The 21,009-nt window shown below is 62.6% G+C and carries 23 protein-coding genes; 10 read left to right on the top strand and 13 right to left on the bottom strand.

The window, feature by feature from the left end; genetic code table 11:
- Positions 1-22: 22 nt before the first annotated feature.
- Positions 23-838, top strand: coding sequence for a quinoprotein dehydrogenase-associated SoxYZ-like carrier (locus NDB2M4_RS15500; protein WP_072376701.1), 816 nt, complete (start codon positions 23-25; stop codon positions 836-838).
- Between the two features lie 202 nt (positions 839-1,040).
- Here the strand turns inward: NDB2M4_RS15500 and NDB2M4_RS15495 are convergent, their stop codons facing one another.
- The 4 genes from NDB2M4_RS15495 to NDB2M4_RS15480 all read right to left on the bottom strand — a co-directional run bounded on the left by NDB2M4_RS15495 (position 1,041) and on the right by NDB2M4_RS15480 (position 3,843).
- Positions 1,041-1,388 carry a hypothetical protein gene (locus tag NDB2M4_RS15495; RefSeq protein ID WP_139247391.1) on the bottom strand — a complete coding sequence of 116 codons (348 nt, stop codon included), beginning with the start codon at positions 1,386-1,388 and terminating at the stop codon, positions 1,041-1,043.
- Positions 1,389-1,396: 8 nt separating this feature from the next.
- Positions 1,397-2,131 carry a hypothetical protein gene (locus tag NDB2M4_RS15490; protein ID WP_083556455.1) on the bottom strand — a complete coding sequence of 245 codons (735 nt, stop codon included), beginning with the start codon at positions 2,129-2,131 and terminating at the stop codon, positions 1,397-1,399.
- 183 nt (positions 2,132-2,314) lie between these two features.
- Positions 2,315-3,301 (bottom strand): YncE family protein, encoded by a 987-nt coding sequence (locus NDB2M4_RS15485; protein WP_139247329.1) that lies wholly within the window; start codon positions 3,299-3,301, stop codon positions 2,315-2,317.
- Positions 3,302-3,312: 11 nt separating this feature from the next.
- The gene (locus NDB2M4_RS15480; RefSeq protein WP_072376697.1) at positions 3,313-3,843 is read right to left on the bottom strand and encodes an SRPBCC family protein; all 531 of its coding nucleotides are present in this window, start codon (positions 3,841-3,843) and stop codon (positions 3,313-3,315) included.
- 171 nt (positions 3,844-4,014) lie between these two features.
- Here NDB2M4_RS15480 and NDB2M4_RS15475 point away from each other — a divergent pair, with 171 nt between their 5' ends.
- The 6 genes from NDB2M4_RS15475 (at position 4,015) to NDB2M4_RS15450 (ending at position 9,925) form a co-directional block, all read left to right on the top strand.
- Entirely contained in the window at positions 4,015-5,388 is a 1,374-nt protein-coding gene (locus NDB2M4_RS15475; protein ID WP_072376695.1) for a formylmethanofuran dehydrogenase, read from the top strand.
- A gap of 15 nt (positions 5,389-5,403) precedes the next feature.
- Positions 5,404-7,071 (top strand): formylmethanofuran dehydrogenase subunit A, encoded by a 1,668-nt coding sequence (locus NDB2M4_RS15470; RefSeq protein ID WP_072376693.1) that lies wholly within the window; start codon positions 5,404-5,406, stop codon positions 7,069-7,071.
- Complete coding sequence (gene fhcD / locus NDB2M4_RS15465; protein ID WP_072376691.1) at positions 7,068-7,967, top strand: formylmethanofuran--tetrahydromethanopterin N-formyltransferase; 900 nt, start codon at positions 7,068-7,070, stop codon at positions 7,965-7,967. The genes NDB2M4_RS15470 and fhcD overlap by 4 nt, the downstream gene beginning before the upstream one ends.
- Positions 7,964-8,773: a formylmethanofuran dehydrogenase subunit C gene (locus tag NDB2M4_RS15460; RefSeq protein ID WP_072376689.1), complete on the top strand. Its 810-nt coding sequence runs from the start codon at positions 7,964-7,966 to the stop codon at positions 8,771-8,773. The genes fhcD and NDB2M4_RS15460 overlap by 4 nt, the downstream gene beginning before the upstream one ends.
- 133 nt (positions 8,774-8,906) lie before the next feature.
- Positions 8,907-9,107 carry a hypothetical protein gene (locus tag NDB2M4_RS15455; protein ID WP_072378164.1) on the top strand — a complete coding sequence of 67 codons (201 nt, stop codon included), beginning with the start codon at positions 8,907-8,909 and terminating at the stop codon, positions 9,105-9,107.
- A gap of 14 nt (positions 9,108-9,121) precedes the next feature.
- Entirely contained in the window at positions 9,122-9,925 is an 804-nt protein-coding gene (locus NDB2M4_RS15450; RefSeq protein WP_072376687.1) for a pentapeptide repeat-containing protein, read from the top strand.
- A 3-nt stretch (positions 9,926-9,928) separates the two neighbouring features.
- Here the strand turns inward: NDB2M4_RS15450 and NDB2M4_RS15445 are convergent, their stop codons facing one another.
- The gene (locus NDB2M4_RS15445) at positions 9,929-10,795 is read right to left on the bottom strand and encodes a DUF1194 domain-containing protein (protein WP_072376685.1); all 867 of its coding nucleotides are present in this window, start codon (positions 10,793-10,795) and stop codon (positions 9,929-9,931) included.
- Positions 10,796-10,861: 66 nt separating this feature from the next.
- Positions 10,862-11,857 (bottom strand): endonuclease/exonuclease/phosphatase family protein, encoded by a 996-nt coding sequence (locus NDB2M4_RS15440; protein ID WP_210186562.1) that lies wholly within the window; start codon positions 11,855-11,857, stop codon positions 10,862-10,864.
- 142 nt (positions 11,858-11,999) lie between these two features.
- Between NDB2M4_RS15440 and NDB2M4_RS15435 the strand changes: the two genes are divergently transcribed.
- Positions 12,000-12,437 (top strand): universal stress protein, encoded by a 438-nt coding sequence (locus tag NDB2M4_RS15435; protein ID WP_072376681.1) that lies wholly within the window; start codon positions 12,000-12,002, stop codon positions 12,435-12,437.
- 60 nt (positions 12,438-12,497) lie between these two features.
- On the opposite strand, the gene NDB2M4_RS15430 is transcribed toward NDB2M4_RS15435, so the two are convergent.
- The 7 genes from NDB2M4_RS15430 to NDB2M4_RS15400 form a co-directional block, all read right to left on the bottom strand.
- A complete protein-coding gene (locus tag NDB2M4_RS15430) occupies positions 12,498-13,466 on the bottom strand; it encodes a DUF1775 domain-containing protein (protein WP_072376679.1) in 969 nt (322 codons plus the stop codon).
- A gap of 12 nt (positions 13,467-13,478) precedes the next feature.
- Positions 13,479-13,970, bottom strand: coding sequence for a copper uptake system-associated protein (locus NDB2M4_RS15425; protein ID WP_139247328.1), 492 nt, complete (start codon positions 13,968-13,970; stop codon positions 13,479-13,481).
- Positions 13,964-16,111, bottom strand: a complete 2,148-nt coding sequence (locus tag NDB2M4_RS15420; RefSeq protein ID WP_072378160.1) for a TonB-dependent receptor family protein — start codon at positions 16,109-16,111, stop codon at positions 13,964-13,966. Before NDB2M4_RS15420 ends, NDB2M4_RS15425 begins: the two co-directional genes overlap by 7 nt.
- 202 nt (positions 16,112-16,313) lie before the next feature.
- Positions 16,314-16,682, bottom strand: a complete 369-nt coding sequence (locus NDB2M4_RS15415; protein ID WP_139247327.1) for a hypothetical protein — start codon at positions 16,680-16,682, stop codon at positions 16,314-16,316.
- A 118-nt stretch (positions 16,683-16,800) separates the two neighbouring features.
- On the bottom strand, positions 16,801-17,250 hold the full coding sequence (locus NDB2M4_RS15410; protein ID WP_072376675.1) for a host attachment protein: 450 nt from the start codon (positions 17,248-17,250) through the stop codon (positions 16,801-16,803).
- 106 nt (positions 17,251-17,356) lie between these two features.
- Entirely contained in the window at positions 17,357-18,850 is a 1,494-nt protein-coding gene (locus NDB2M4_RS15405) for an MFS transporter (RefSeq protein ID WP_072376673.1), read from the bottom strand.
- 166 nt (positions 18,851-19,016) lie between these two features.
- The gene (locus tag NDB2M4_RS15400) at positions 19,017-19,343 is read right to left on the bottom strand and encodes a hypothetical protein (protein ID WP_139247326.1); all 327 of its coding nucleotides are present in this window, start codon (positions 19,341-19,343) and stop codon (positions 19,017-19,019) included.
- A 176-nt stretch (positions 19,344-19,519) separates the two neighbouring features.
- Between NDB2M4_RS15400 and NDB2M4_RS15395 the strand changes: the two genes are divergently transcribed.
- Entirely contained in the window at positions 19,520-20,083 is a 564-nt protein-coding gene (locus NDB2M4_RS15395) for a YceI family protein (RefSeq protein WP_083556447.1), read from the top strand.
- An 81-nt stretch (positions 20,084-20,164) separates the two neighbouring features.
- Positions 20,165-20,938, top strand: coding sequence for an EAL domain-containing protein (locus NDB2M4_RS15390; RefSeq protein WP_072376667.1), 774 nt, complete (start codon positions 20,165-20,167; stop codon positions 20,936-20,938).
- Positions 20,939-21,009: the final 71 nt, after the last annotated feature.

Raw genomic sequence — 21,009 nt, 5'->3', positions numbered from 1 at the left:
GCTTGCCCGGAGGAAACCCAAGATGGCTATGCAGGTAACTCGAAGAAGCGCTCTTGGCATTGCTGCCACTGGCGCGATGCTGCTCGGATTTGCAGGCGCCGCGAGTGCGGATGACGTGTGGTCCGATCTGCGCCGGGACGTGTTCGACAATCGCGAGGTCGTCGAGGACGGTCTGGTCGAACTCGATGCACCCTATCGTGCAGAAGATGCCGCTGTCGTTCCGGTGACGATGCGCCTCCCTGCGGCCGCCGGCGAGGTGAAGACGCTAACGCTGATCGTCGACAAGAACCCAGCGCCCGTCGTTGCCACGTTCCATTTGGGCGAGGCAGCAGGCAAAGGCGACCGCATGCTGTCGACCCGCGTGCGCATCGACATGTACTCCAATGTGCGCGCCATCGCGGAGACCGCAGACGGCAAGCTGCACATGGCAACGAAATTCGTAAAAGCGTCCGGTGGATGCTCCGCAGCCGCATCGAAGGATGCCGACGAGGCACTCGCCAGCCTCGGCAAGATGCAGATCCGTACGTTCGATGCAGCCGACGCCAAGGATCGCACGCCGCCTACCCGCGAAGCGCAGGTGATGATCCGCCATCCGAACTTCACCGGCATGCAGATGGATCAGGTGTCGCGTCAGTACACGCCGATGCGCATCGTCAGCGAAATGGACGTGAAGCGGGACGGCGAGCGCGTGTTCAAGATGGAAGGTGGCATCTCGATTTCAGAGAATCCGAACTTCCGCTTCACCTTCGTCCCCGGCAAGGAAAACGTCATCGACGTGACGGCCAAGGACACCGAAGGCAAAGTGTTCACCGCGACATCGGCTGGCAAGGGCGCTTAGCTTATAACGGCGACGCGAGCTGAGAGGGCTTTGCGTGCTGCGAGGCGGGTGCCGGCTAATGGCTGGCGCTCGCGCCGGGCGCCTTTGGCGCCTTCCGCTGCGCGGGCCCAATCGGTGGAGCGATGCAAGCCAACATAGATGCGGTGCGACCTGCGCAGCCGGCATGCATGGGCCAAACAAAGCTGGCCCATGCTGATTGTCGCTAGAAACAGCGCAGTTCGGCTTCGACCTGAGCGCGCTTCAGGTTCTTCACCTTCTCCAGAAACGGGGGGAAGCTGTTGAACATGGCGACGCTCTCGCCGCCCTTCTGGCGAACGGACATGATCGTCTCGGCCGCTTCATACTCATCGTACGGAAGCAGCGAGGCGATGGTGTCGATCGAGCAAGAGCACTTTTCCAGAACGATGCGGTTCTGACCGTTCGTCTGCATGCAGGCGAAGACATAGTCAGCGCGCGCCGAGGTCGGGTAATCGTTCTTCGGCAGCTCTACGGCAAAGCTCGCCGTTGCGGTCAATGCGGCGGCCAATGCGCTGCAAGCGGCGGCAGCGATGCTCTTTCTCATTGCGTCCCCTCCAGTCCGGTGACGCCGGCAAGGGTGATGCGCTCGGAGAGCTTCAGCTTCGCCGGCGGATAGCGATTGTGGTACTTGGCGAGGAGATCGACGATCTGGCCAGGGACGTCCTTGCTGACGATGACATCGTACTTGGCGCCCTCCCACCCCTGCATCTTGGACTCATACTTATCGCCGGCAAACGGCGTCATCGAGATGCGGTACGCGTCAACTTCCTTGCCGTTGTAGGTGACCTTGATGGGCTCAACCTTGGCCTTCAGCCAACCGTTGGAGAAAACGCTCTGCAGGTAGTTCACCTGTCCGCCGGCAAGCTGGTTGAAGGTGCTGACGGCCTGCGAGAAGAAGACGGCGAACACCGGATTGATGGAAAATTTCTCCAGCTTCTGGAGATCGCGGGCACGGTCGCCGGTATAAATCTGCAGCTCGAGGTCCTTCTTGCCGTCCGCCTGGTCGGCGGCGACCTTCAAAGTGATGTCGTCGGTGAAGGACTGCCCCAGGATCTGGGGGTCGGAGACGGTGCGCTCGAATTTGTAGTCGATCGTCTTGCCCGGCTCGACATTGGAAAGGTGTCGCTGCTCGAAAATAAGATCTGTCGCCTTAGGCTGGGCCGAGGCCGCATCGCCTGCTGGCTTTGCTTCGTCAGCAGCCATGACTGCTACCGCGCTCGATCCCAGCGCAAGGGCAGCGACGAGGACGAGGCCGCCCAAACCATTGAACCGCATAGTAACGCTTCCTTCCCAGTGACGTTGCCACGTTGTGTAACGTTGTTGCTCTTTTTGCCCGTTCTACTCTTGCCGACGCACCGCCGTAAACAGGCCTGACCTTAACGTTTCGTCATTCGGTTGACGGAAGCGTGAGTGCTGCACTGCAAGATGAGGGGGTGCAAGTAGCCTCTTGGGGCTGGCTCAGCGCAAAAACAGCCCGAAGGCTCTCGGGCCGTCCCCGACGGCTGCTTCCCCTGTGACGGTGAGCTTATCGGTGTCGATCCGCATCAGGACGTTATCGAACCAGCAGGCCACGTAGACATTGGCGCCGGTCGCGTCGGCCATGATGCCTTCGGGGTGATCGCCAATTTCAATGGTTTTGACTGGCGCGAGGCTGTCCAGATCGAAAACGCTGAGGCTGCTGCCATATTGATTAGTGACGAAGGCGCGGCCTCGGGCCAGGGCAACCGCATAGGGACGATGGCCGACCGGCACGGTGCCGACCACGGTGCCGGTCGCAATATCGATGATGCTGACGTCGTCGCTGGCGACGTTGGCCGTGTAGGCCCGCCGGCCCTCTGCATCGATGGTGATGCCGAACGGGCGCTTGCCGACGGGAATGCTCTTCACGCGCGCATTGGTAGCGGTGTCGATGATCGAGACGGCATCGCTGTCACGGTCGGCGCTGAGCAGAGATTTGCCATCGGGCGTCACTGCGAGTCCGGAGGGCGAGTCGCCGACCGCGATCTGAGCGACAACTTTGCCGGCGAGCGGATCGACGACAGAGATTTTGTGCACGTACCAGTCGGCCACGTAGACCAAACCGTTGGAGGGGTGAGCGGCGACGCCGAGCGGACCCTCGCCCACATTGAACCGCTTGGCCACCTGACGCGTGTCAGCGTCGAAGACGACGAGCTCTTTGCTCTCGGGTGAAGTGATGAAGGCGTACTTGCGGTCCGGCGACATGGCGATGCCGGCCGGATTGCCGCTGATGGCGATCTCGGCGACGGACTTCATGTCGGCGAGCGAGACGATGGAGAGCGAATCACCGGTCTGGTTGGTCACCAGCGCTTCGCTGAAGGGATGCGTCGCTATCGGCTCCGCGGCGGCCGGCCAGCATCCCAAAACGACGGCGGCGCTGAGCGCCGCCGCCAGAATCACAAGACCGTTGTGCGAGCGCTGACGCATCGCACCCGCGCTTAGCCGCCCGTCTCGAGCTTCTTCTTCAGAGCGTCGAGGCCGGAGCGGTAGACGCCCTGGACGGCCTTCTTGGCGGCCTCGTCGTTCAGCTCCGGCGGCGGGTCATTGTTCATGAAGCCGCGATAGAAGGCGCCTTTCCACTCGACGGTCGACTTGTCGCCCTCACCCTTGACCGAGATATTGGACGAGTAGTTGTTCACCGGCAGAACCTTCGGGTCGACCTTGGTGATCTCATACTTGTAGATTTTCTTGGCTGGATCGTTGGAGATGAGCTTCTCGTCGATGGTACCGCCCGAGGTCAGCGTCAGCGTCCGGGTTGCATTGGCGTCGTTGCCGCCCGTCCCCTCCGTCTTGGCAACCGCAGGATGCCAGCTCATGTCCTGGAAGTTGCCGATGACGCCCCAAACCTTGTCGGCGGGGGCGTTGATCTCGACGGTCTCCGTCACCTTCTGACGCGACGGCCCGTGGGCAGACGCGAAGGTCGGAAACAGGGCCAGCGTAGCCAACGCCAGCGCAACAGCTTTCACCATGGGATTTTCCTCCGAGTATCGGTTCTTTTACCCGCCTCTGGCGCGACCATAGTCGCGGCCCGGCGGCATCGCAATCGGCCGACGCCCCGGCAAACCGCCGCATTCGCTACGCTGTTGTTTTGCGGGGGCGTCCGTGCTTACTTGCGCCGCGCGCGAAGGAGACTGCACTAAATGACAGCACACGCTGATGGTGACGCTACCCACACCTACGAGAACGTCACCTGTCCGTTCTGCGGACTCCTATGTGACGACCTCACCGTTACTCGCACAGGGTCCACGCTGAAGGTCAGCAATGGCTGCCCTCGCGCGACGGCCGGGTTCCAGCGGCCGTTGCCGCCCGCCAAGCCGATGGTCCGGGATGCCGAAGTCACCCTGGAAGAGGCCATCAAGGCCGCTGCAGATCTCGTTCGTCAGGCGAAATTGCCGCTTTACGGCGGCATGGCCACCGATGTCGCGGGACAGCGCGCGATCATGGCGATCGCCGACCAGACGTGCGGCGTTGTCGATCACGCGCTCAGCGACGGTCAGTATCGCAACTTGCGCGTCGTACAGACGAGCGGCTGGATCATGTCCACGCTGACGGAGGTGCGCAATCGCGCAGACCTCATCATCATCGTCGGCTCCGACATTCACAAACTGCACGGGCGTTTCTTCGACCGAATCGTCAACCCCGAGCACACGATGTTCGATGGCGTTGGCACGAAGCGCACCGTCATTTTCCTCGGCGAGGGACTGGATACGTCCGGTGCTGTCGGCCCTCGCGTCGACGAAGTCATCAGCCTGCCAGTTGCAAAGGACCGCATCCCCGAGGTGCTGTCCGCCATTTCGGCGCGCGTGCGCGGCTTCAACATTCCCGCCCCGCAGGCAACAGCGCCTTCGACGTCGAAGATCGGCAGCATGTTCGCTGGATTGGTACCCGGTTCCAAGCTTGCGACTGCGGAGGCGCCGGCTCATGAGATCGCCGGCATACCGTTCGCCGACATCGATGCCGTCGCCGAGAAGTGCAAGAAGGCGCACTATGGCGTTCTCGTGTGGGCACCGCCGGCGCTGAGCATGCCGCAAGCCGATATGACCGTGCACATGATGACGGAGATCGTGCGCGAGCTCAATCAGACGACGCGGTTCGCCGGATTGTCCCTGGGCGGCAACGAGGGCGCGCCGAGCGCGGCTTCGACCTGCACCTGGCAGACGGGCTATCCGCTTCGCGTAAGCTTCGCGAACGGCAAGCCCGAGTATGATTCCGTTCGCTACAATATCGGACGCATGCTGACCGAGGGCGAAGGCGATATTCTGGTGTGGGTGGCTTCCATCGGCACTGATATCGGCCTGCCGCAAACGAAGGTGCCGACGATCGTGTTGGGTACGCCGGGCGTGCGTCTGGCGCAGTCGCCAACAGTTTTCATCCCGGTAGGAACGCCCGGCATCGATCATGCAGGCCAGATGGTCCGATGCGATAACGTCGTCTCGCTGCCGATGAAGAACCTGCATCGGTCTCAGTTGCCGAGTTCGGCCGACGTTCTCGCCGCCATCCAAGCTGCCCTCTGAAGTGAGCACCGCGCAATGTTGATCAAACTGACCGGTGGCAAGGTTTACGACCCCACCAACAACATCAATGGCGAGGTGCGTGACATCTACTTCGCCGATGGTCGTGTCGTGCCGCCCCCGGCCGACGCACGCGTCGACAAGGAATATGACGTGCGCGGCCGCGTGGTGATGGCCGGCGCCATCGACCCGCACACGCACATCGGCGGCGGCAAGGTGACGATCGCGCGCACGCTGCTGCCCGAGGACCACTACAAGGACGAGGTGGCGCACACCTCGATCACGCGCGCGGGCACCGGCCATGCCACGCCGTCGACGATGATCACCGGCTATCGCTACGCCGAGATGGGCTATACGGCCGCATTCGAGCCGGCGATGCTTCCGGCGAACGCGCGTCAGGCGCACATGGAGATGGGCGACACGCCGCTGCTCGACAAGGGCGCGTTCGTGATGCTCGGCAGCGACGATTACCTGCTGCGCCTGATGGCCGGCAAGGCGAGCTTCGAGCAGATCAAAGACTATATCGCCTGGACGATGCACGCCGCGCAGGCGATCGCCGTCAAGGTGGTGAACCCGGGCGGCATCAGCGCCTTCAAGTTCAATCAGCGCAAGCTCGATCTGGACGAGAAGCACGTCTATTACGGCATCACGCCGCGCGACATCATCCAGACTCTGGCGCGCGGGTTGCTGGAATTGGGCGTCACGCACCCGCTGCACGTGCATGGCTGCAACCTCGGCATTCCGGGCAACGTGGAGACGACGCTGGCGACGATCCGGGCCACCGAAGGCCTGCCGCTGCATCTGACGCACATCCAGTTCCACAGCTACGCAACCGAAGGCGACCGCCACTTCTCGTCGGGCGCGGTCCAGGTCGCGGAGCTGCTGAAGAAGTACCCGCACATCTCTATCGACGTCGGTCAGGTGATGTTCGGGGCCACCTGCACGGCCTCGGGCGACTCGATGCGCCAGTACAATGGCGCGAAGAATGCCGATCCGAAGCGTTGGGTGGTGATGGACATCGAGTGCGACGCCGGCTGCGGTGTCGTGCCGTTCCGCTATCGCGACAAGAGCTTCGTGCACGCGCTGCAGTGGGCGATCGGTCTCGAGACGTTCCTGCTGTGCGACGATCCCTGGCGCATCTTCCTCACCACGGACCATCCGAACGGCGCGCCGTTCTACACGTATCCGCACCTTATTCGCCTGCTGATGGACCGCGACTTCCGTCGCGAGACGATGCTGCACGTCAATCCGGAAGCGCTGCAGTATTCGACGCTACCTTCGCTCGAGCGCGAATATTCGATGTACGACGTCGCGATTCTCACGCGAGCGGGACCTGCGCGTAGCCTCGGCCTCAAGGACATGGGCCACGTCGGCCCCGGTGCACGCGCCGACATCACCGTTTACAAGGACGACGCAAACCGCGAGCGCATGTTCACGACACCGGAGTTGGTGTTCAAGAACGGCGAACTGATCGTGCGCGACGGAAAGGTCATCAAGGTCGTCAACGGCGCGACGCACGTTGCGCGCCCGGAATACGACCGCGCCATCGAGAAGCCTCTCAAGGAATACTTCGACCGCTACCACACGGTGCGCATGGAGAACTTCCGCCTGAGCGACGATGAGATCACCGATGGCGGTCGTGGAGAGATCATCGTGCAACCGACGAGGGCCAGGACGTCGTCATGAAGATCAACGGAATTGAGATCGACGACACGTTCGCCGAAGCCTTCGGCATGGCCGGCACGGGCGTCATCGTCACCGCCGACACCATGAAGTGGGCGCGCATCGCCGCCGTCACCATGAGCGGCTTTGGCACTTCGGTCATCGGCTGCGGCGCGGAAGTTGGCATCGATTGCGAGCTGAAGCCAGAGGAGACGCCGGACGGGCGTCCGGGCGTGCGCGTACTGCTGTTCGGGTTCTCGCCTGACTCCGCAGCCCAGCAGCTCAAGACGCGCGTCGGCCAGTGCATCCTCACGAGCCCGGGATCTGCCTGCTATGCAGGCGTGCAGGCCGAGAAGCGCATCGGCCTCGGCCAGGGGCCGCGCTACTTCGGCGACGGTTTCCAGACCGCCAAGCGGCTCGACAAGACGCGCTATTGGCGCGTTCCGGTGATGGACGGCGAGTTCGTGATCGAGGAGACGACGGGTATCGTCACCGACGCTGTCGGCGGCGGCAATCTGCTCATTCTCGGCAACGAGCGCGCGGGCCTTCTAGAGGCGACCGAGGCAGTCGTGGATGCAATCGCCAAGGTGCCTGACACGATCACCCCCTTCCCTGGCGGCATCGTCCGTTCCGGTTCGAAGGTCGGTTCCAAATACAAGGGCGCCATCGCGTCGACCAACGACGCGTTCTGCCCGACACTGCGCGGGCGGGTGAAATCAGAGGTCGGCCCGGACACGATCGCGGTGCTCGAAGTCGTCATCGACGGATTGTCGTCGAAGGCCGTCGCCGATGCGATGCGCGCTGGCCTCAAGACCATCCTCGAGGTCGGTGCATCGAAGGGCGTCACGCGCGTCACCGCCGGCAACTACGGCGGCAAACTCGGTCAACATCACTACAAGCTCCGGGAGCTGCTGCCATGAGCGGTCTTACCTTCCGCCTGACCTCGGCCCCGGTCGAGCGTCTCGATCTTTCGCAGCTTACGCCCAAGCACGTGGCGTCCATTCCGCTTGCCGAAGTGCTGAAGCTGAACGTCGGCACCACCAAGAGTGCGCTCAAGGTAGGTGATGTTTTCGCGGTGTCGGGCAAGCCTGGCGACGTGATCACCATCGAGGGTTCGACGGACAAACTCGACTTCATCGGTGCGCATCTCGATGAAGGCACGGTGATCGTCGAAGGCGACGCGGGTGTGGGCGCCGGACGTGCCATGCGCGGTGGCCGGGTCGATATCCGCGGCGATGCCGGCGCGCTGCTCGGATCTGCCATCAGCGGCGGCGAGATTTTCGTGAAGGGCTCCGCAGGTGCTCAGGTTGGCGGTCTCACCCCGGGCGACAAGTTCGGCATGACCGGCGGCCTAATCGTGATCGATGGCCACGCGGGCGATCGTGCCGGTGACCGCATGCGCCGCGGCACCATTTACATCCGTGGCAAGTGCGGCAGCTACGCCGGCTCGCGCATGGTTGGCGGAACGATCTGGACGGAGCTCGGTTTCGGTGCCGATCCCGGCATGTTGCTGCGCCGCGGCACGCTGATCGGGCCGTCGGTCGAACGCCTTCCGCCGACATTCGCGGACTCTGGGCGTCACGACCTCGTCGTGCTTCGCATCCTGTCGCGCTACATGCAGCAGAAGCTTGGCGCCCGGGCGCCGAAGCCGCTGCCGGGCATCGTGCGCAAGTATGCCGGCGATCTGGCGACTGTCGGTAAGGGCGAAATCCTCCTTACCTCCTGAACGCGGTCCAGTACTCTCCCTTGTAACTATTCAGCCTCGATGAACGTATAGGTTCATCGGACGGGTAGTTATGCCGTTCCAACAAGGCGTTCGGCAGGCCACCATGGAGCCTGATCCGGGTCGGGAGATGCGCATGATCGCGATCGTCATTTCTGCATGCCTCGTCAGCAACCCAAGCGTCTGCAAAGACCATCGAGTTCCGCTGGCGAACGACGTCGATTCACAGCGTTGTCTTTTCGAGGCGCAGCCGCATCTGCCGCGTTGGGCGGAGGCGCACCCGACCTGGCAGATCAAGAAATGGCGTTGCGCCGCGGCCGATCACCAAGACCTCTGACAGCGGAGGACATCATGGTCTGGCTCAGGAGCGCCGCTGTAGTTCTGGCTGCTGCAATTTCGCTCGTTGATTGGGCCCCGGCCCGAGCGGACATGGTCGATCATCTCGACTTGAAGTCCGACGAGTTCACCAAGGCCGATGTCACTCGATCCCAGGTGATGGAGGCGCTGGCCAAGGCGGGCGACGGCGGAACAGCGGATTTCTCCGGTAAGCGGCTCAACGGCCTCGACCTGTCGGGCCTCGATCTCCGGCACATCAAACTGCAGGCTGCGCGCATCAATGGTGCGAATTTCGCCGGCTCCAACCTCGGCGGGGTGGTGCTCGATCAGGCATGGGGCTTGAAGTCGGATTTCACCGGCGCCAACCTGAAGGGCGCCAGCCTGTTCGCCACGCAGCTCATGGATGCAAAGCTCGCTGGGGCGGATTTTTCGGGTGCGCGGATTGCTGCCGACTTTTCGCGGGCGGATCTCAAGGGAGCCAATTTCACTGGCGCTGATCTTTCCGCCGACATGAAAAATCAGTCGATGGGATTGATGCGCGGAGTGTTCCGCTCCAGCAAGCTGGAGGGGGCGTCATTCAAGGACGCCAACATGGCGCGCGTTCTGATGGAATACGCGTCTCTGCGGGGGGCTGACCTCAGCGGTGCTGACCTGTCCGGCAGCGAGCTCGCCGGCGCTGATCTTACCGACGCGAACGTTGCCGGTGCCAATCTCGATGGTGCGGACGTAAACTCTGCGCGTCTGGGGTCATTGCGCGGGAAGGATAGCGCGCAGCACTTCGATCGAATGAAGAACCTCGATCGCGCCTATCTCGACTAGCGGCTAAGGCGTGAAAAAGAGCGGCCACTGGGCGGCAAAGTCGCGCCGGGCACGGCTGCCCCTATCGCTAACCTCAAGCACGAACTTCTGGCGGATGGCGCGACCAAAGTCGGCATAGCCGTTGGCCGGAAGGACGAAAGAACCAGGTCCGCCCTTCACGTTCTCGGTGAACCACCTCTCGAGCGGGTTTACGTTTTGATGAGTGGGCAGATACGACTGAGTGGACGGCGCACCGGGCGTCACCATCTCTGGGCCTTCGGCGTCGAGGATCGGCAAGCCATTGACGGTCACGCCATAGCTCACGAGTTCGTCCCGGACCTTTTGGACCGGCTCGGAGCTGTTGCAGTTGTCCTGGCCATCGCCTGAAATGTCGAGCACGACCTTGGCGGCTTTGGCGGGGATCTGCGGGACGATTTTATCGGAGACGACGCGCATCATACGCGACATGCAGGTGAACTCGCCGCCGCGGCGTTTCAATCCCCGCACCTTCCGGGCTGCAGCCTTGGCATCGGCCTCGCTGGCGATATGGGTCCAGGGCAGGCCGACAGTCGGCTGGTCGGACCAGGTGACGAGCGAGAACAAGATACCGCGCTTGGCGCCGCCGACGATAGCCTGAATGACTCCCGGATCCTCCAGCGCCTGGGCTATGCCTTCCATCTGCAGTTTGTAGCGCTGTTCGTCGACAGAGTTCGACACGTCGATGGCGACGATCAACGCCGTGTCGACTTCCTCGCCCCCCACGGCATTGGCGAAGCTGGCGACCAGGCTAGCGCAGAGCGCTGCGCATATTGCGGCAAGCCCCAAGCGCCGCGCGCGTTGCCAAATCAATGCAATCGAGTTGCGTTCCTCGCCCAGCCGCATGCCGCTCATGACCCTCTTTTGTTTGCCTAGAGTTTTGGAGCTTTTGGACGGGTTGGGCAACCCCGCAGACCGAGATCAGCCGGCGGCGGCCAGCGATGATCCCAAATCGAAGGCCGCGACGACCGGCGCGTGATACGAGGCGGCGGAATGCATGGCCTTGCCATAGCCCAATGCCTCGTCACCCAGTCCTTCGTTGTGGACCTCGATGCCGCGGAAGTGGCCGTAGAGGGTGTGGCTGGCGAGGATATGGTCGAGCATCTGCGGTCGGCCATGATGCAGAACGCTCCAGCGGCGGTCGGCCGGCAATGCCCGATCCAGCACGATGAGGGAATGCGCGGCGAGATCGGAGGCGCCGAGATCCTCTTCCGCGGCGACGGCGAGGCGAAGTGTTGCGCTCCAATCCTCGGCATTGAAATCACCGGCAACGGCGATGAGCGCGGCTGGATCCGTCGCCATGAGCTCTTCAAGCAGGAGGCGAAGTTCGAGGGCTTGGGCTTCGCGTTTCAGGGCCGAGAGATAAAAGCCTTCCGCCCACCCCCCGACCGATCGCCATGCGAACGGTCCGCGCTTTTGGCCTGCTACAGGGCTGGCGAGCGGAGCGCGCAAGTGCACGTTGACGACGGCAAGCATCTTGCCGCCGGGTAATTGATGGCGCGTCAAAAGCAGTGGCCGGTCGAACGAAACCGGCGTTGCCTGCTCAGCGGGCGCGCGCCCCGGCGCACGGTGCATGGGGGGCGCCAGCAAGGTGTTCTGAATCTCGGTGCAACCAGTGACGGGATATGCCGAGAGCGTCACAAGATTGTGCACGTCGGCGAGCGCGCGGCCGTTGCTGCCCGATGTCGTCGCTCGAAAGTAGCCGGCGTAGCGCGTGCCCTGAAGCAGCCGGTCGAGCGCGCGCAGCTTGCGTTCGTGCTCGCCGGCAATGTGCTGCGCATTTACCTCCTGCAGACATATGATGTCCGCGTCGATGCGTTCGAGAGCCGGGCGCAGCACGTCAACACGCGTCGAGAAGTCGACATCGGACTTTGCGCTGTCATCCAAGCTTTCGAGATTGAACGTGGCGAGGCGCATCGAACAAACCATACGGCGCGGCCGGAACTGCGGTTTGACGCGTATCAACCTGTGTGCGCGCCGTGTGTAAGCATACTGTGCGCGTCGCAATCGGTTAAGAGGTTGTTGCCATGATCAACGGCAGGCCGACTGGAGAAGCGAAATGTATAAGCACATCTTGATCGCCACGGATGGTTCGGATCTGGCTGAGCGGGCTGTCGAGCAAGGACTGTCGCTCGCCAAGCTGACAAATGCGAAGGCGACGGTAATGACCGTCACGGAGCCCTGGACGGCGGCTGTCTCAGGCGAATGGGCGGTGGCGTTCCCCGTGGAGGAATACGAGAAGGCCTCGGAGGCCAACGCGAAGAAGATTCTCGACGGCGCAAAGAAGATGGCGGCGCGGATCGGCGTTGCTTGCGACGCCGTTCACGTGAAGGATCAGTATCCGGCGGAAGGCATCGTCGAAGAGGCGAAGGCCCTCGGGTGCGATTTGATCGTCATGTCCTCGCACGGACGGCGCGGCATCGCGAAGTTCGTTCTGGGCAGTCAGGCGACGCGCGTGCTCGCGCATACCACGGTGCCGCTGCTGATCTGCCGCTAAGAATTTGGCGGCGAGACGCGGTCGATGCGTCTGCCGCCTATGCCGTCTATGTGTCGAAAGTCAGTGGTGGTGGTGCATGTGCTCGTGATCGCCGCTTGCACCGGGCGGGCTCGTCTTGACGGCGAACTCCACATCAACAGAGCCAGCCTTCTTGAAGTTGAGCTTGGCCTTCACCGGGCTGCCCTCCTCGATCGGCTCCTTGAGTCCGATGAGCATCAAATGCATGCCGCCCGGCTTCAGCTCGACGCTCTTGCCCGGCGCCAGTTCGACTTCGCCAACGGGCTTCATCCTGGCGACGCCCTGGTCATCGATCGTGGTCTCGTGCAGTTCCACGCGCTCGGCGATGTCAGATGTGGCACCGAGAAGCGTATCAGCCTCGGCGCCACCGTTGGTGATCTTGCCGTAACCAACGCCCATGCCGCCAGCGCTCGCGGGACGCGTCCATGCACCTGACACGTCGATGCCGGCGGAGGCAGCAGCGGCGTGATGATGGTGATGGTCGTCGCCATCGCCGGCTACAAGCTGCAACACGGGGGCTGGGTATTTCAGCGTGTGCGAATCCTGTCCTGCGGCGGCAACCTCATTCCAATGCAACTCGCCCTTGGCGCATTTCTGCGTAACGGGGAATGTGACGGCGCCCGGCGCCAACTCGGCGGCGATGAACGTCGATAGAACGAACTGGTCGAAGTAGTCGTCAGGAAGAGGACCGCCGGTCCAGGTCACCTTTTTCACGCCCTCGCTTTTCGTCTCGCCGTGATAGAATGCGTAGCTGCGCGAATAAGGCCCCTTCTCAAGGGCCAAAGTCCAACCGGCTTTGGGCATCGGCTTCACGGCGATGACGCCGTCCGGGATATCGATCTGGACCGCCGTCGTTTCTGATCCCTCACAGCCGTGCGGCACGCTGAAGACCGCCTTGTAGCCTGACCCAAGTTTCGCGCTCTTGGCCTCGAGCGTTACATGTGCGAGGGCCGCCGTGCTCAAACTCATGGCGGCGGCACCTGCCAGTGCAAGCATGCTTGTGCGTTTCATTCGTTCGCCCTCTCAATGATGTCCGCCGTTGTGGTGGTGGCCGGCATGACTTTCGTTTTCGTTGACTTTCATCAGGCCTTCGAACGTCGAGAACAACGCGACCTGATCGGGGGGTAATCGGCTTTCTTCCGCGGCTAGGTTGCGCGCCAAACGTTCGGCGGCGTCTGCAGGGATTCCGGCTTCGACGAGAACCGAAACATGCTTCAGCGGATCGCCACTACAAAGCATGACGGCCCATTTACCTGAACTTTTATGCAATAGCGCGCGCCCACCGCGATTGCCTTGCACCCATCCGGTGACCGCATAGTCACCGTCGACGACGATCGGGGCCACGCTCAACTTCGCGTCGGGCTTGTCCCATTCGACCAGCATGATTGCGCGAATGGCGGAACCATCGTCAGAGGCTCGCACAGCGTGGATGGCGCCCGAGAGCGCCATCCAGCCGAGCAACGCTAGAGCCACGTACGGGAGTGCTAGGTTCCGGTGCTGCATCTTGATCACCACTTGTATTGAACGCCGGCGTAGAACGCGCGGCCGTTGCCAGGTTCGAACACTGCGGAATCGACGCCCTTGAGGTCGCCCGCAATGCTTGCCGAGGCGATATAGTGTTCATCGGACAGGTTGCGCCCTTCGATGTAGGCGGTGATGGGTCCGCCGTTGTCGAAGCCGAGCTTCGTGCCCCAGATTGCGTATGCTTCTGTCTTCAAGGTGTTGGCGTTGTCGACGTAGTACGCCTCCGGCACCCATTCGATGTTGGGTCCGAAATAGACGCCGGAGGGATGCTTGTAGAGGAGTTCAGTTCGGACCATGTGGCGCGGCGCGCCTGGCAATGTGTTGTCGCCCCATTTGGAATCGCCATCGAAGAAGAAGTCGTTGAAGGTGTAGGCCGTGCGCAGCCACAGCTCGTCGGGCTTGCGCCCGCCGACGAGCAATGCTTTGGCGATCACAGCACCGAAGCCTGCCTCGACGCCCTGGTGCACAGTGCTGTCGGCATTGGTTACCGAGCACGCGTTGTACATCACGGTGATACACTGCAGCTCGTTGTCGATCTCAGCGCGATAGATGGAGAGATCCCAGTTGTAGTCGCGGCGGTCACCGCGGGTGCCGATCTCGTAGGTCGTGGCGCGCTGCGCCTCGGCCAAGAAGGGCGAGCCGACGGTATTCTCGCCGAAGCTCGGAATTTCGGCGCTGCGCGAGATGTTGGCAAACACCTGCCAGCTCCGGTCGACATCCCAGAGGAGGCCGACTTTCGGGCTCCACAGGTTGAAGTCGCTCTCGCCGCTCTGATCGCCGACGGTCGTGTAACGCACCGTCGCCTCGCGGCTGGCGTTTAAGTATTGCGTGCCCGCGACGAGTGCCACGTCCCGCATGAAGTAGAACGAATTCTCGGCGTAGAAGGAGAAATTGGTAGAGTCGTTGTCGACGTCAGAGAGTAAGTTACCCTTTTTTGCGCCGGCTAAATCCGTGTACTGCTTGGCGGCCACCGTGCCGTTTTGAATGTTGGCGCCCACGATCATGCGGTTGCGGTAGCCCCCGATCTGCGATTCATCGGTAAGGCGCGCAAAGCCGCCGTAGTCGTTGTACTTGTAGTCGAGCCAGCGATAGATCGGGTGCATCAGGTGGCGGTCGGAGGTGAAAGCGCCGACTTCCAGCAGTGTTCCGGGCGCCAGGCGTATGGTCGTCTTGTTGGCGAAGTGAAGCGTGTCGATGTTGCGCTGCTGATCGAGCAGCACGTTGCTTGCCGCGGCGGTCTCAGGCGAGGTCAGGGCGCTCTGCTTGGTCACGGATCCGGGGATGCGTTGGCGCACCCAGTTGCCGTTGACGTAGAAGCGTGTCTCCACATCTTCGGAGAGCCGATAGCCGACATTCATGCTGCCGCGCGCGCTCTCACCCCAGCTATGGTCGCGGAAGCCATCAACCTCCTGCCAAGTGCCGGTGATGAAGTAATCCGCCGGACCCGACACGCCGCCGGAGCTGACTGCCATCTTGTGGAAGCCGAAGCTGCCAACATCGATGCGTGTACCGAAGACGTCGGCGTCGTAGCCCGTCGGCATGACGAAATTGATGGCGCCGCCGAGCGAGTTGGCGCCGTAACGGAGGGCGTTGGCACCCTTGTAGACCTCGACATAGCGGTAGGCGGTCGGGTCGATTTCCTGGAAGTCGCCGAAGCCGTCGGCGGTGTTGATGGGAATGCCATCCATGTAGAGCTGCAGGCCGCGCAAGTGATAGTTGCGCGACAGGCTGGAGCCGCGGATGGAAAGACGCGTATCGTCACCCCACTTGGGCTGCACGAACACCCCCGGCACGTAGTCGAGCACGTCCTTGATCGTGGTCGCGGGCGTCGATGTCTTGTAAGCCGATGCCGGCACCAGCTCTACGCCACCCGGTGTCTGCTGGATGATGTCGCGAGCCTCGCCCGTGTTCGGCACCGAGAGGCTGCCGGCGCGCGCAGTGGTCCCGACACCCTGGCTTGCGGCTGCCCCGGCCGATGGCGCGGTGGCGACGTTTGAAGGCGCGCTCGACTTCTTGGCGGCGCTCTTCTTCTTGGTCTTCGCCTTGGCCGGAACGGCGGTCTGCTCGACCACCACCGGTGGCAATGGCGTCGCCTCGCTCGAGGCTGACTGGGCCGACGCGACGTCGGTCATAGTGACCACGGCAATGGCGGTCGCAATGCCGCTGCGCAGCGACACCTTCTTCAACTGGAACACGATACTCAACTCCCCCAAACGCTACGCGGGCGGGCCTGCGCATTCTCTGGCGCAAGGCTACGCTGTTACACACGCGAGACAGGTGCGCCGGTGCCGGCATCGCCATCCACGGCGATCCGGCATCAGCGGCACGACACACTCAGGCGGTGCTGGGGGGGCCGCGGTTGCGTTGGGAAGGGACAGAGGCGCTGACCGCATCCTCGCGCAGAGCAAGGCGCAGGTGTGCCGGCTCGAACGGAGGAGGCGGAAGGAGCGCCTCAGGGCTCGCGATCGCAAGCTGGAAAGCTGCGAGGCCTTTGCAGATCGGGCAGCTCGTGGCCGGCATCGCCGGGGACGAGCCGTCCGAAAGGCAGATCGATCCAGCGAGCTCGCTGATCTCGAGCTTGTTAAGCCCGGCGCTGTATTGCGAGGTCAGATGCCAGGGAAGCAGAAGCGCATAGAATGCCACGCCCAGCAGCGCCAAGGCTGCCGGTACGCTTCTACGCTGACGCTGTACTCCCCACACCATGCGGTGAACGTACTGACCTAAGTCGTGCCACTCAAGCGCAATCGCACTGCAACAAGGGAGCGCAGCGGCGGTGGGCGCGGTCGTACGTGCTGCAGCGCGGAATTCTACCTAGGGGTATCTAGATCGGCATCACCGCGCCGAGGTGCTGGGGCAGTTCCGCAGTCGGCGTCTTGACCAGATCCTTATCGAGCTCGGCGTAGATATGCGGCTTCAAGTGGTCGGAGATAGCTGCCCGCAAATCACCGAGCGCGGTCGGTGGGGCGACGATGACGAGGCGGTCGAAAGCCTTCTCGGCATAGCGGCGATCGAGAAGGTCAGCCAGCTGCTTGGCGAAGTCGCGCTTAAGCTCGCGGTGGGGATCGGTCTTGGGCGTGATGGCGTGGCGCGTATCGCCCACTGACTCGAACGTACGCGTGGCGCTGTCGCGGAACAGCTCGCTGTCGGGGCGGTGATCCCCGTTGATGACGCCGCCCTCGATCGCCTCAATGCCTTTGCCTGGCCCCTTATTCGAGAAGAGGCGGGCGTGGGCGCCATCGGCGATCAGTACCCATGTGGTGGTCGGCTTCATACGCGATCCTCCCGTTGCTTGCTTGGCGGTTTTCCGCATTGATCAGTGTCGTCGCTAACCCTCACCAGGACATTGACGACCATCAACCAATGGCTGTGCGTGCATGTTACTTAAGACGCCGGCCAAAAATGAGGATGGCCGCGATGGGCACGATGAAGCCGGCGACCAGGGAAATGCCGACTAGGTACGGCACGTTCTCGTAGTGCCCGCGGCTAACGACGAAAACTTCGTTCAAATACTTTGTTTGCAAGGCCCCCGCGACGAGAGCCATGTTCATCAGCGATGCCATGAGCGCGAACCAGGTAGCGCGATGGCCCTCTGGGGCGTAGATGGCGATGAGCGTCAGCAAGGGGATCATGCTGAGCTGCGCGAACGGGGACGTGGTCGCGGTGTCAATGATGGCGATGGTGCGCGCTCCAAAGCCGAATACCTGCTCGGTCCAATCGGCGAGGCCGAGCGTTAGGCCGAAGGCAGGCAGCGACAGGATCGTCGTGACAATGGTGAGCCATAGCAGCACCTGGGGAACAGGACGGCGCGTGATGGCATCGGAGAAAAACCACATCCCCAGCAGAGCAAGCCCAGCGCCGATCTGGTTGAGGGTGCCCTGGAATGCTTCGTCGAAGCCCAGCACGTCGATGACGAACCAGGTGTACCCCTGCCCCGCAAGCGGCATGGCGCGATAGATGAAAATGATGAGCGCGGCGTAGAAGATCGTGCGCTGCGTTTCTGGGGCGAGCTGACTGACGACGCGCCACAGCATACCGCAGATCACCGACATCGATACGATGAAGACGATCTCCTGATTGAAGGGTGCGTTGGTCGACGCCAGCGTCAGCACGAAGAAGCCGAAGATCAGTCCGCCGCCGAGGATGCGCCAATCGATAGCGCGCTTCTCGACAGGACGTAAGCTGATGAGAAGGGCGCCGCTGATGGAGATGAGCGGGATGATCAGCCCGACGAGGAAGACCGTCTCGTACGTGTAGATGCTGGCGATCCAGCCAGCGACGCCGGCGACGCAGAACATGCCGAGCGAGAGCGCAAGACGACCGAGCACCTGCACCATGCCCAGCTCGCGATCCACCTCCTCCTTGGCGCGCGGTGTACCATCCGGTTTCTCGCGGTCGACGACCTCGGTGCTCATCGCGTCGGCGACGACATCCTGAATGACGACGCCGAGGACGCTGATGAAAGCGCCGAGACGGTAGAGGTTCTCGGGACTGGCGAACGTGAGCCATCCACCCGCGGCGCCCGCCAGCAGAAGCATGCCCGCGGCGATGAATGCTGCGCCGATGAAGACGTAAGCTCGGCGCTGCGATCCGAGGATCGGTACGCTGTCGACCAGTTCGCCGAAGACCATTTTGACGGTCCACGGCAGGGTGATCCAGACATTGAGAGCGGCCAGCTCAGCGGGGCTGAGGGTCAGCGCCTTCTTCACCCAGAAGCTTTCGGCCACGGCGATAAGGCCGAGCGCGCCGTAAGCGAAGTAGACCATCAGCAACGGCAGATAGCGCGGCCGGAAGGCGCGGACGGGGTTGAGCAGCGCAGCTTCGAAGCGGCGCCACAAATATCCCTCGCCGGACGCCTCAGTCGCCGCCGTCATCGGTGTTGCAACTCCCGCTCATGCAGACGCCATAGTCGCCTAGCCCGGTGAACAAACAAGCCGAAAGCGGCATCGGCTGCGCTGACCGGTGTCAGCTGGCACGCCATGCAAAAAGGCCCCAGTCCGGGACCGGGGCCTTTTAGGCAGGGTTTATTTGGAGCTTGGATCAGTCGCGGCCGGCGGGGCGCCGGGGGGCAACCCAGGGGCGCTCGTCGTATCCCATGGACGAAGTATTGGCCGCGCCGGTGAAGATGCCGCCGCTGCCAAATTTCATTCCAGAGCCAAGCGAAGTTTTGCTCGGAGTGTCGGACAGCCCGAGCTGGGCTTTGAGGTCCATGTCGAGGCTGACCCCAGACGAGGCATCTGGCGCAAGGTTGGCGGATCCGCCACTTGCCGGGGCGCCGCCGCCATTCTGTACGTCAAAGGCCAGCGCAGGCGTCGCCAGGGCGGCAATTGCGATCATCAGTGCGGCGCAACTCGCAGCAGAGCGCATTATGGATACCTCCAGCAAATCAATGCCGTGATTTTCTCCCCTATATTGGGCGCGTCCATGGCTCGGCGAGGGGGATACCCTATTTACCTGAGCTGTGTGTCGCAGAAGCCACGCCGCGCCCTGGGAGGTATGCTTCAGGTCGAGGCTACGACATCGGACCCTCGGGGGAAAGTTGCATGTCCGCACATTTCCACGCGCTTTTTGCCGCCGCGCTACTTGGTTTGCTTCTGCAGCCGGGCTCCGCGCATGCGGCTCCCTACGTGTTCGACAGCAAACGCGGCGAGGTTCTGTTTGCCTACAGCCTACCCTTCTCCAGCGGAAAGGGTCGCTTCACGGGGGTCACCGGCAAAGCGGAGGTGAATGACGCTGCGCCCGAAAAAGGCAACGTCGATGTCGTGATCGATGCGCGCACGCTGAGGGCTAGCGATTCTCTTTCCCAGAGCGAGTTGCGCGGCAGCTCGTTCTTTGCCGTCGCCAAGTACCCGACGATGCACTTCAAGAGCCGCAGCATCCGTGCGAAGTCGACGAGCAGCTACGAGATCGCCGGCGACATGACCGTAAAGGGCATAACGCGGCCGATCGTGCTGCATGCCGAGTTGCAGCCACCGAACGGTGGCGCGCGCCAGATGCGGGCGACGACCCGCATCCGGCGCAGCGACTTCGGGATGACGGCGTATGGCTTCCTGGTCGGCGAAACGGTGGATATCGAAATCAGGGCTCCGCTGATACCAGCCCGGTAGGCGATGCAAAATCCGACAGTGGCTGACCGCTCGGTAACTTTTGCCCGTTAGTCTGCCCGAAGACTTATTGCGGGATGAATCATGTCTGCCACAGGTTGCCAAGGCTGCCATACCCCGCTCGACTTCGACGTCTCGATGGCATTCCAGCCCATCGTCGATGTGGAGTCGCGCACCGTCTATGCCTACGAAGCGCTGGTCCGCGGCACTGATGGGGCCGGCGCCGCGAGCGTTCTTTCGCGCGTGAATGACCAGAACCGCTACGCATTCGATCAGCGGTGCCGCGTTCGCGCGGTTGAGCTCGCCGCGGCCCTTCACATGGACGCGATGCTGAGCATCAACTTCATGCCGAATGCCGTCTACGAGCCGCACCGGTGTCTGCAGACTACGATTGCGGCGGCGCGTCGTACGGGGTTCCCCGTCGAGCGGATCATTTTCGAGACCGTCGAAAATGAGCGCGTGCCGGACCCCTCCTACCTGAAGCAAATTTTCGCGACCTACCACGACGAAGGGTTCAAGACGGCGATCGACGATTTCGGCGCTGGCTATGCGGGCCTCAGTCTCCTGGCAGACTTCCAGCCGGATATCGTCAAGATCGACATGGGCCTCATCAACAATGTCGCCGGGGATCGCGCGCGACAGACCATCGTGGGTGCGCTAGCTGCGGTTGGCAATCTGCTCGGGATCGATGTGATCGCGGAAGGTGTCGAACGCAAGAGCGATGCGGTTGTGCTGCGCCATCTCGGGATAAGGCTGATGCAGGGGTACTTGTTCGCCAAGCCTGCTTTTGAGGCGTTGCCCGAGGTCGACTTCGACGTGCTGCTGCCGTTGGCTGACCAGGCTCGCGGCGCGGCGTAAAAGAGGCGCGGGGATCAATCGCAACATGACCTTCGCTCGTATTATGGAGCGAGGTCCGTCGCTCAGTCTAA

The organism is Hyphomicrobium sp. NDB2Meth4, assembly GCF_900117445.1.
In the GTDB taxonomy this organism is placed as follows: Bacteria; Pseudomonadota; Alphaproteobacteria; order Rhizobiales; family Hyphomicrobiaceae; genus Hyphomicrobium_A.
This window is presented reverse-complemented; position numbering and strand designations above follow the sequence as displayed.

Bases quoted from the DNA above. Each gene is read 5' to 3' on its own strand.
- NDB2M4_RS15440 (WP_210186562.1), bottom strand. From the start codon at position 11,857: ATGCGCCTCGCCACGTTCAATCTCGAAAGCTTGGATGACAGCGCAAAG.
- NDB2M4_RS15485 (WP_139247329.1), bottom strand. From the start codon at position 3,301: ATGCGTCAGCGCTCGCACAACGGTCTTGTGATTCTGGCGGCGGCGCTC.
- NDB2M4_RS15435 (WP_072376681.1), top strand. From the start codon at position 12,000: ATGTATAAGCACATCTTGATCGCCACGGATGGTTCGGATCTGGCTGAG.
- NDB2M4_RS15390 (WP_072376667.1), top strand. From the start codon at position 20,165: ATGTCTGCCACAGGTTGCCAAGGCTGCCATACCCCGCTCGACTTCGAC.
- NDB2M4_RS15395 (WP_083556447.1), top strand. From the start codon at position 19,520: ATGTCCGCACATTTCCACGCGCTTTTTGCCGCCGCGCTACTTGGTTTG.
- NDB2M4_RS15445 (WP_072376685.1), bottom strand. From the start codon at position 10,795: ATGAGCGGCATGCGGCTGGGCGAGGAACGCAACTCGATTGCATTGATT.
- NDB2M4_RS15450 (WP_072376687.1), top strand. From the start codon at position 9,122: ATGGTCTGGCTCAGGAGCGCCGCTGTAGTTCTGGCTGCTGCAATTTCG.
- NDB2M4_RS15420 (WP_072378160.1), bottom strand. From the start codon at position 16,111: ATGACCGACGTCGCGTCGGCCCAGTCAGCCTCGAGCGAGGCGACGCCA.
- NDB2M4_RS15460 (WP_072376689.1), top strand. From the start codon at position 7,964: ATGAGCGGTCTTACCTTCCGCCTGACCTCGGCCCCGGTCGAGCGTCTC.
- NDB2M4_RS15475 (WP_072376695.1), top strand. From the start codon at position 4,015: ATGACAGCACACGCTGATGGTGACGCTACCCACACCTACGAGAACGTC.
- NDB2M4_RS15410 (WP_072376675.1), bottom strand. From the start codon at position 17,250: ATGAAGCCGACCACCACATGGGTACTGATCGCCGATGGCGCCCACGCC.
- NDB2M4_RS15400 (WP_139247326.1), bottom strand. From the start codon at position 19,343: ATGCGCTCTGCTGCGAGTTGCGCCGCACTGATGATCGCAATTGCCGCC.
- NDB2M4_RS15455 (WP_072378164.1), top strand. From the start codon at position 8,907: ATGATCGCGATCGTCATTTCTGCATGCCTCGTCAGCAACCCAAGCGTC.
- NDB2M4_RS15500 (WP_072376701.1), top strand. From the start codon at position 23: ATGGCTATGCAGGTAACTCGAAGAAGCGCTCTTGGCATTGCTGCCACT.
- NDB2M4_RS15430 (WP_072376679.1), bottom strand. From the start codon at position 13,466: ATGAAACGCACAAGCATGCTTGCACTGGCAGGTGCCGCCGCCATGAGT.
- NDB2M4_RS15480 (WP_072376697.1), bottom strand. From the start codon at position 3,843: ATGGTGAAAGCTGTTGCGCTGGCGTTGGCTACGCTGGCCCTGTTTCCG.
- NDB2M4_RS15490 (WP_083556455.1), bottom strand. From the start codon at position 2,131: ATGCGGTTCAATGGTTTGGGCGGCCTCGTCCTCGTCGCTGCCCTTGCG.
- NDB2M4_RS15405 (WP_072376673.1), bottom strand. From the start codon at position 18,850: ATGACGGCGGCGACTGAGGCGTCCGGCGAGGGATATTTGTGGCGCCGC.
- NDB2M4_RS15470 (WP_072376693.1), top strand. From the start codon at position 5,404: ATGTTGATCAAACTGACCGGTGGCAAGGTTTACGACCCCACCAACAAC.
- fhcD (WP_072376691.1), top strand. From the start codon at position 7,068: ATGAAGATCAACGGAATTGAGATCGACGACACGTTCGCCGAAGCCTTC.
- NDB2M4_RS15415 (WP_139247327.1), bottom strand. From the start codon at position 16,682: ATGGTGTGGGGAGTACAGCGTCAGCGTAGAAGCGTACCGGCAGCCTTG.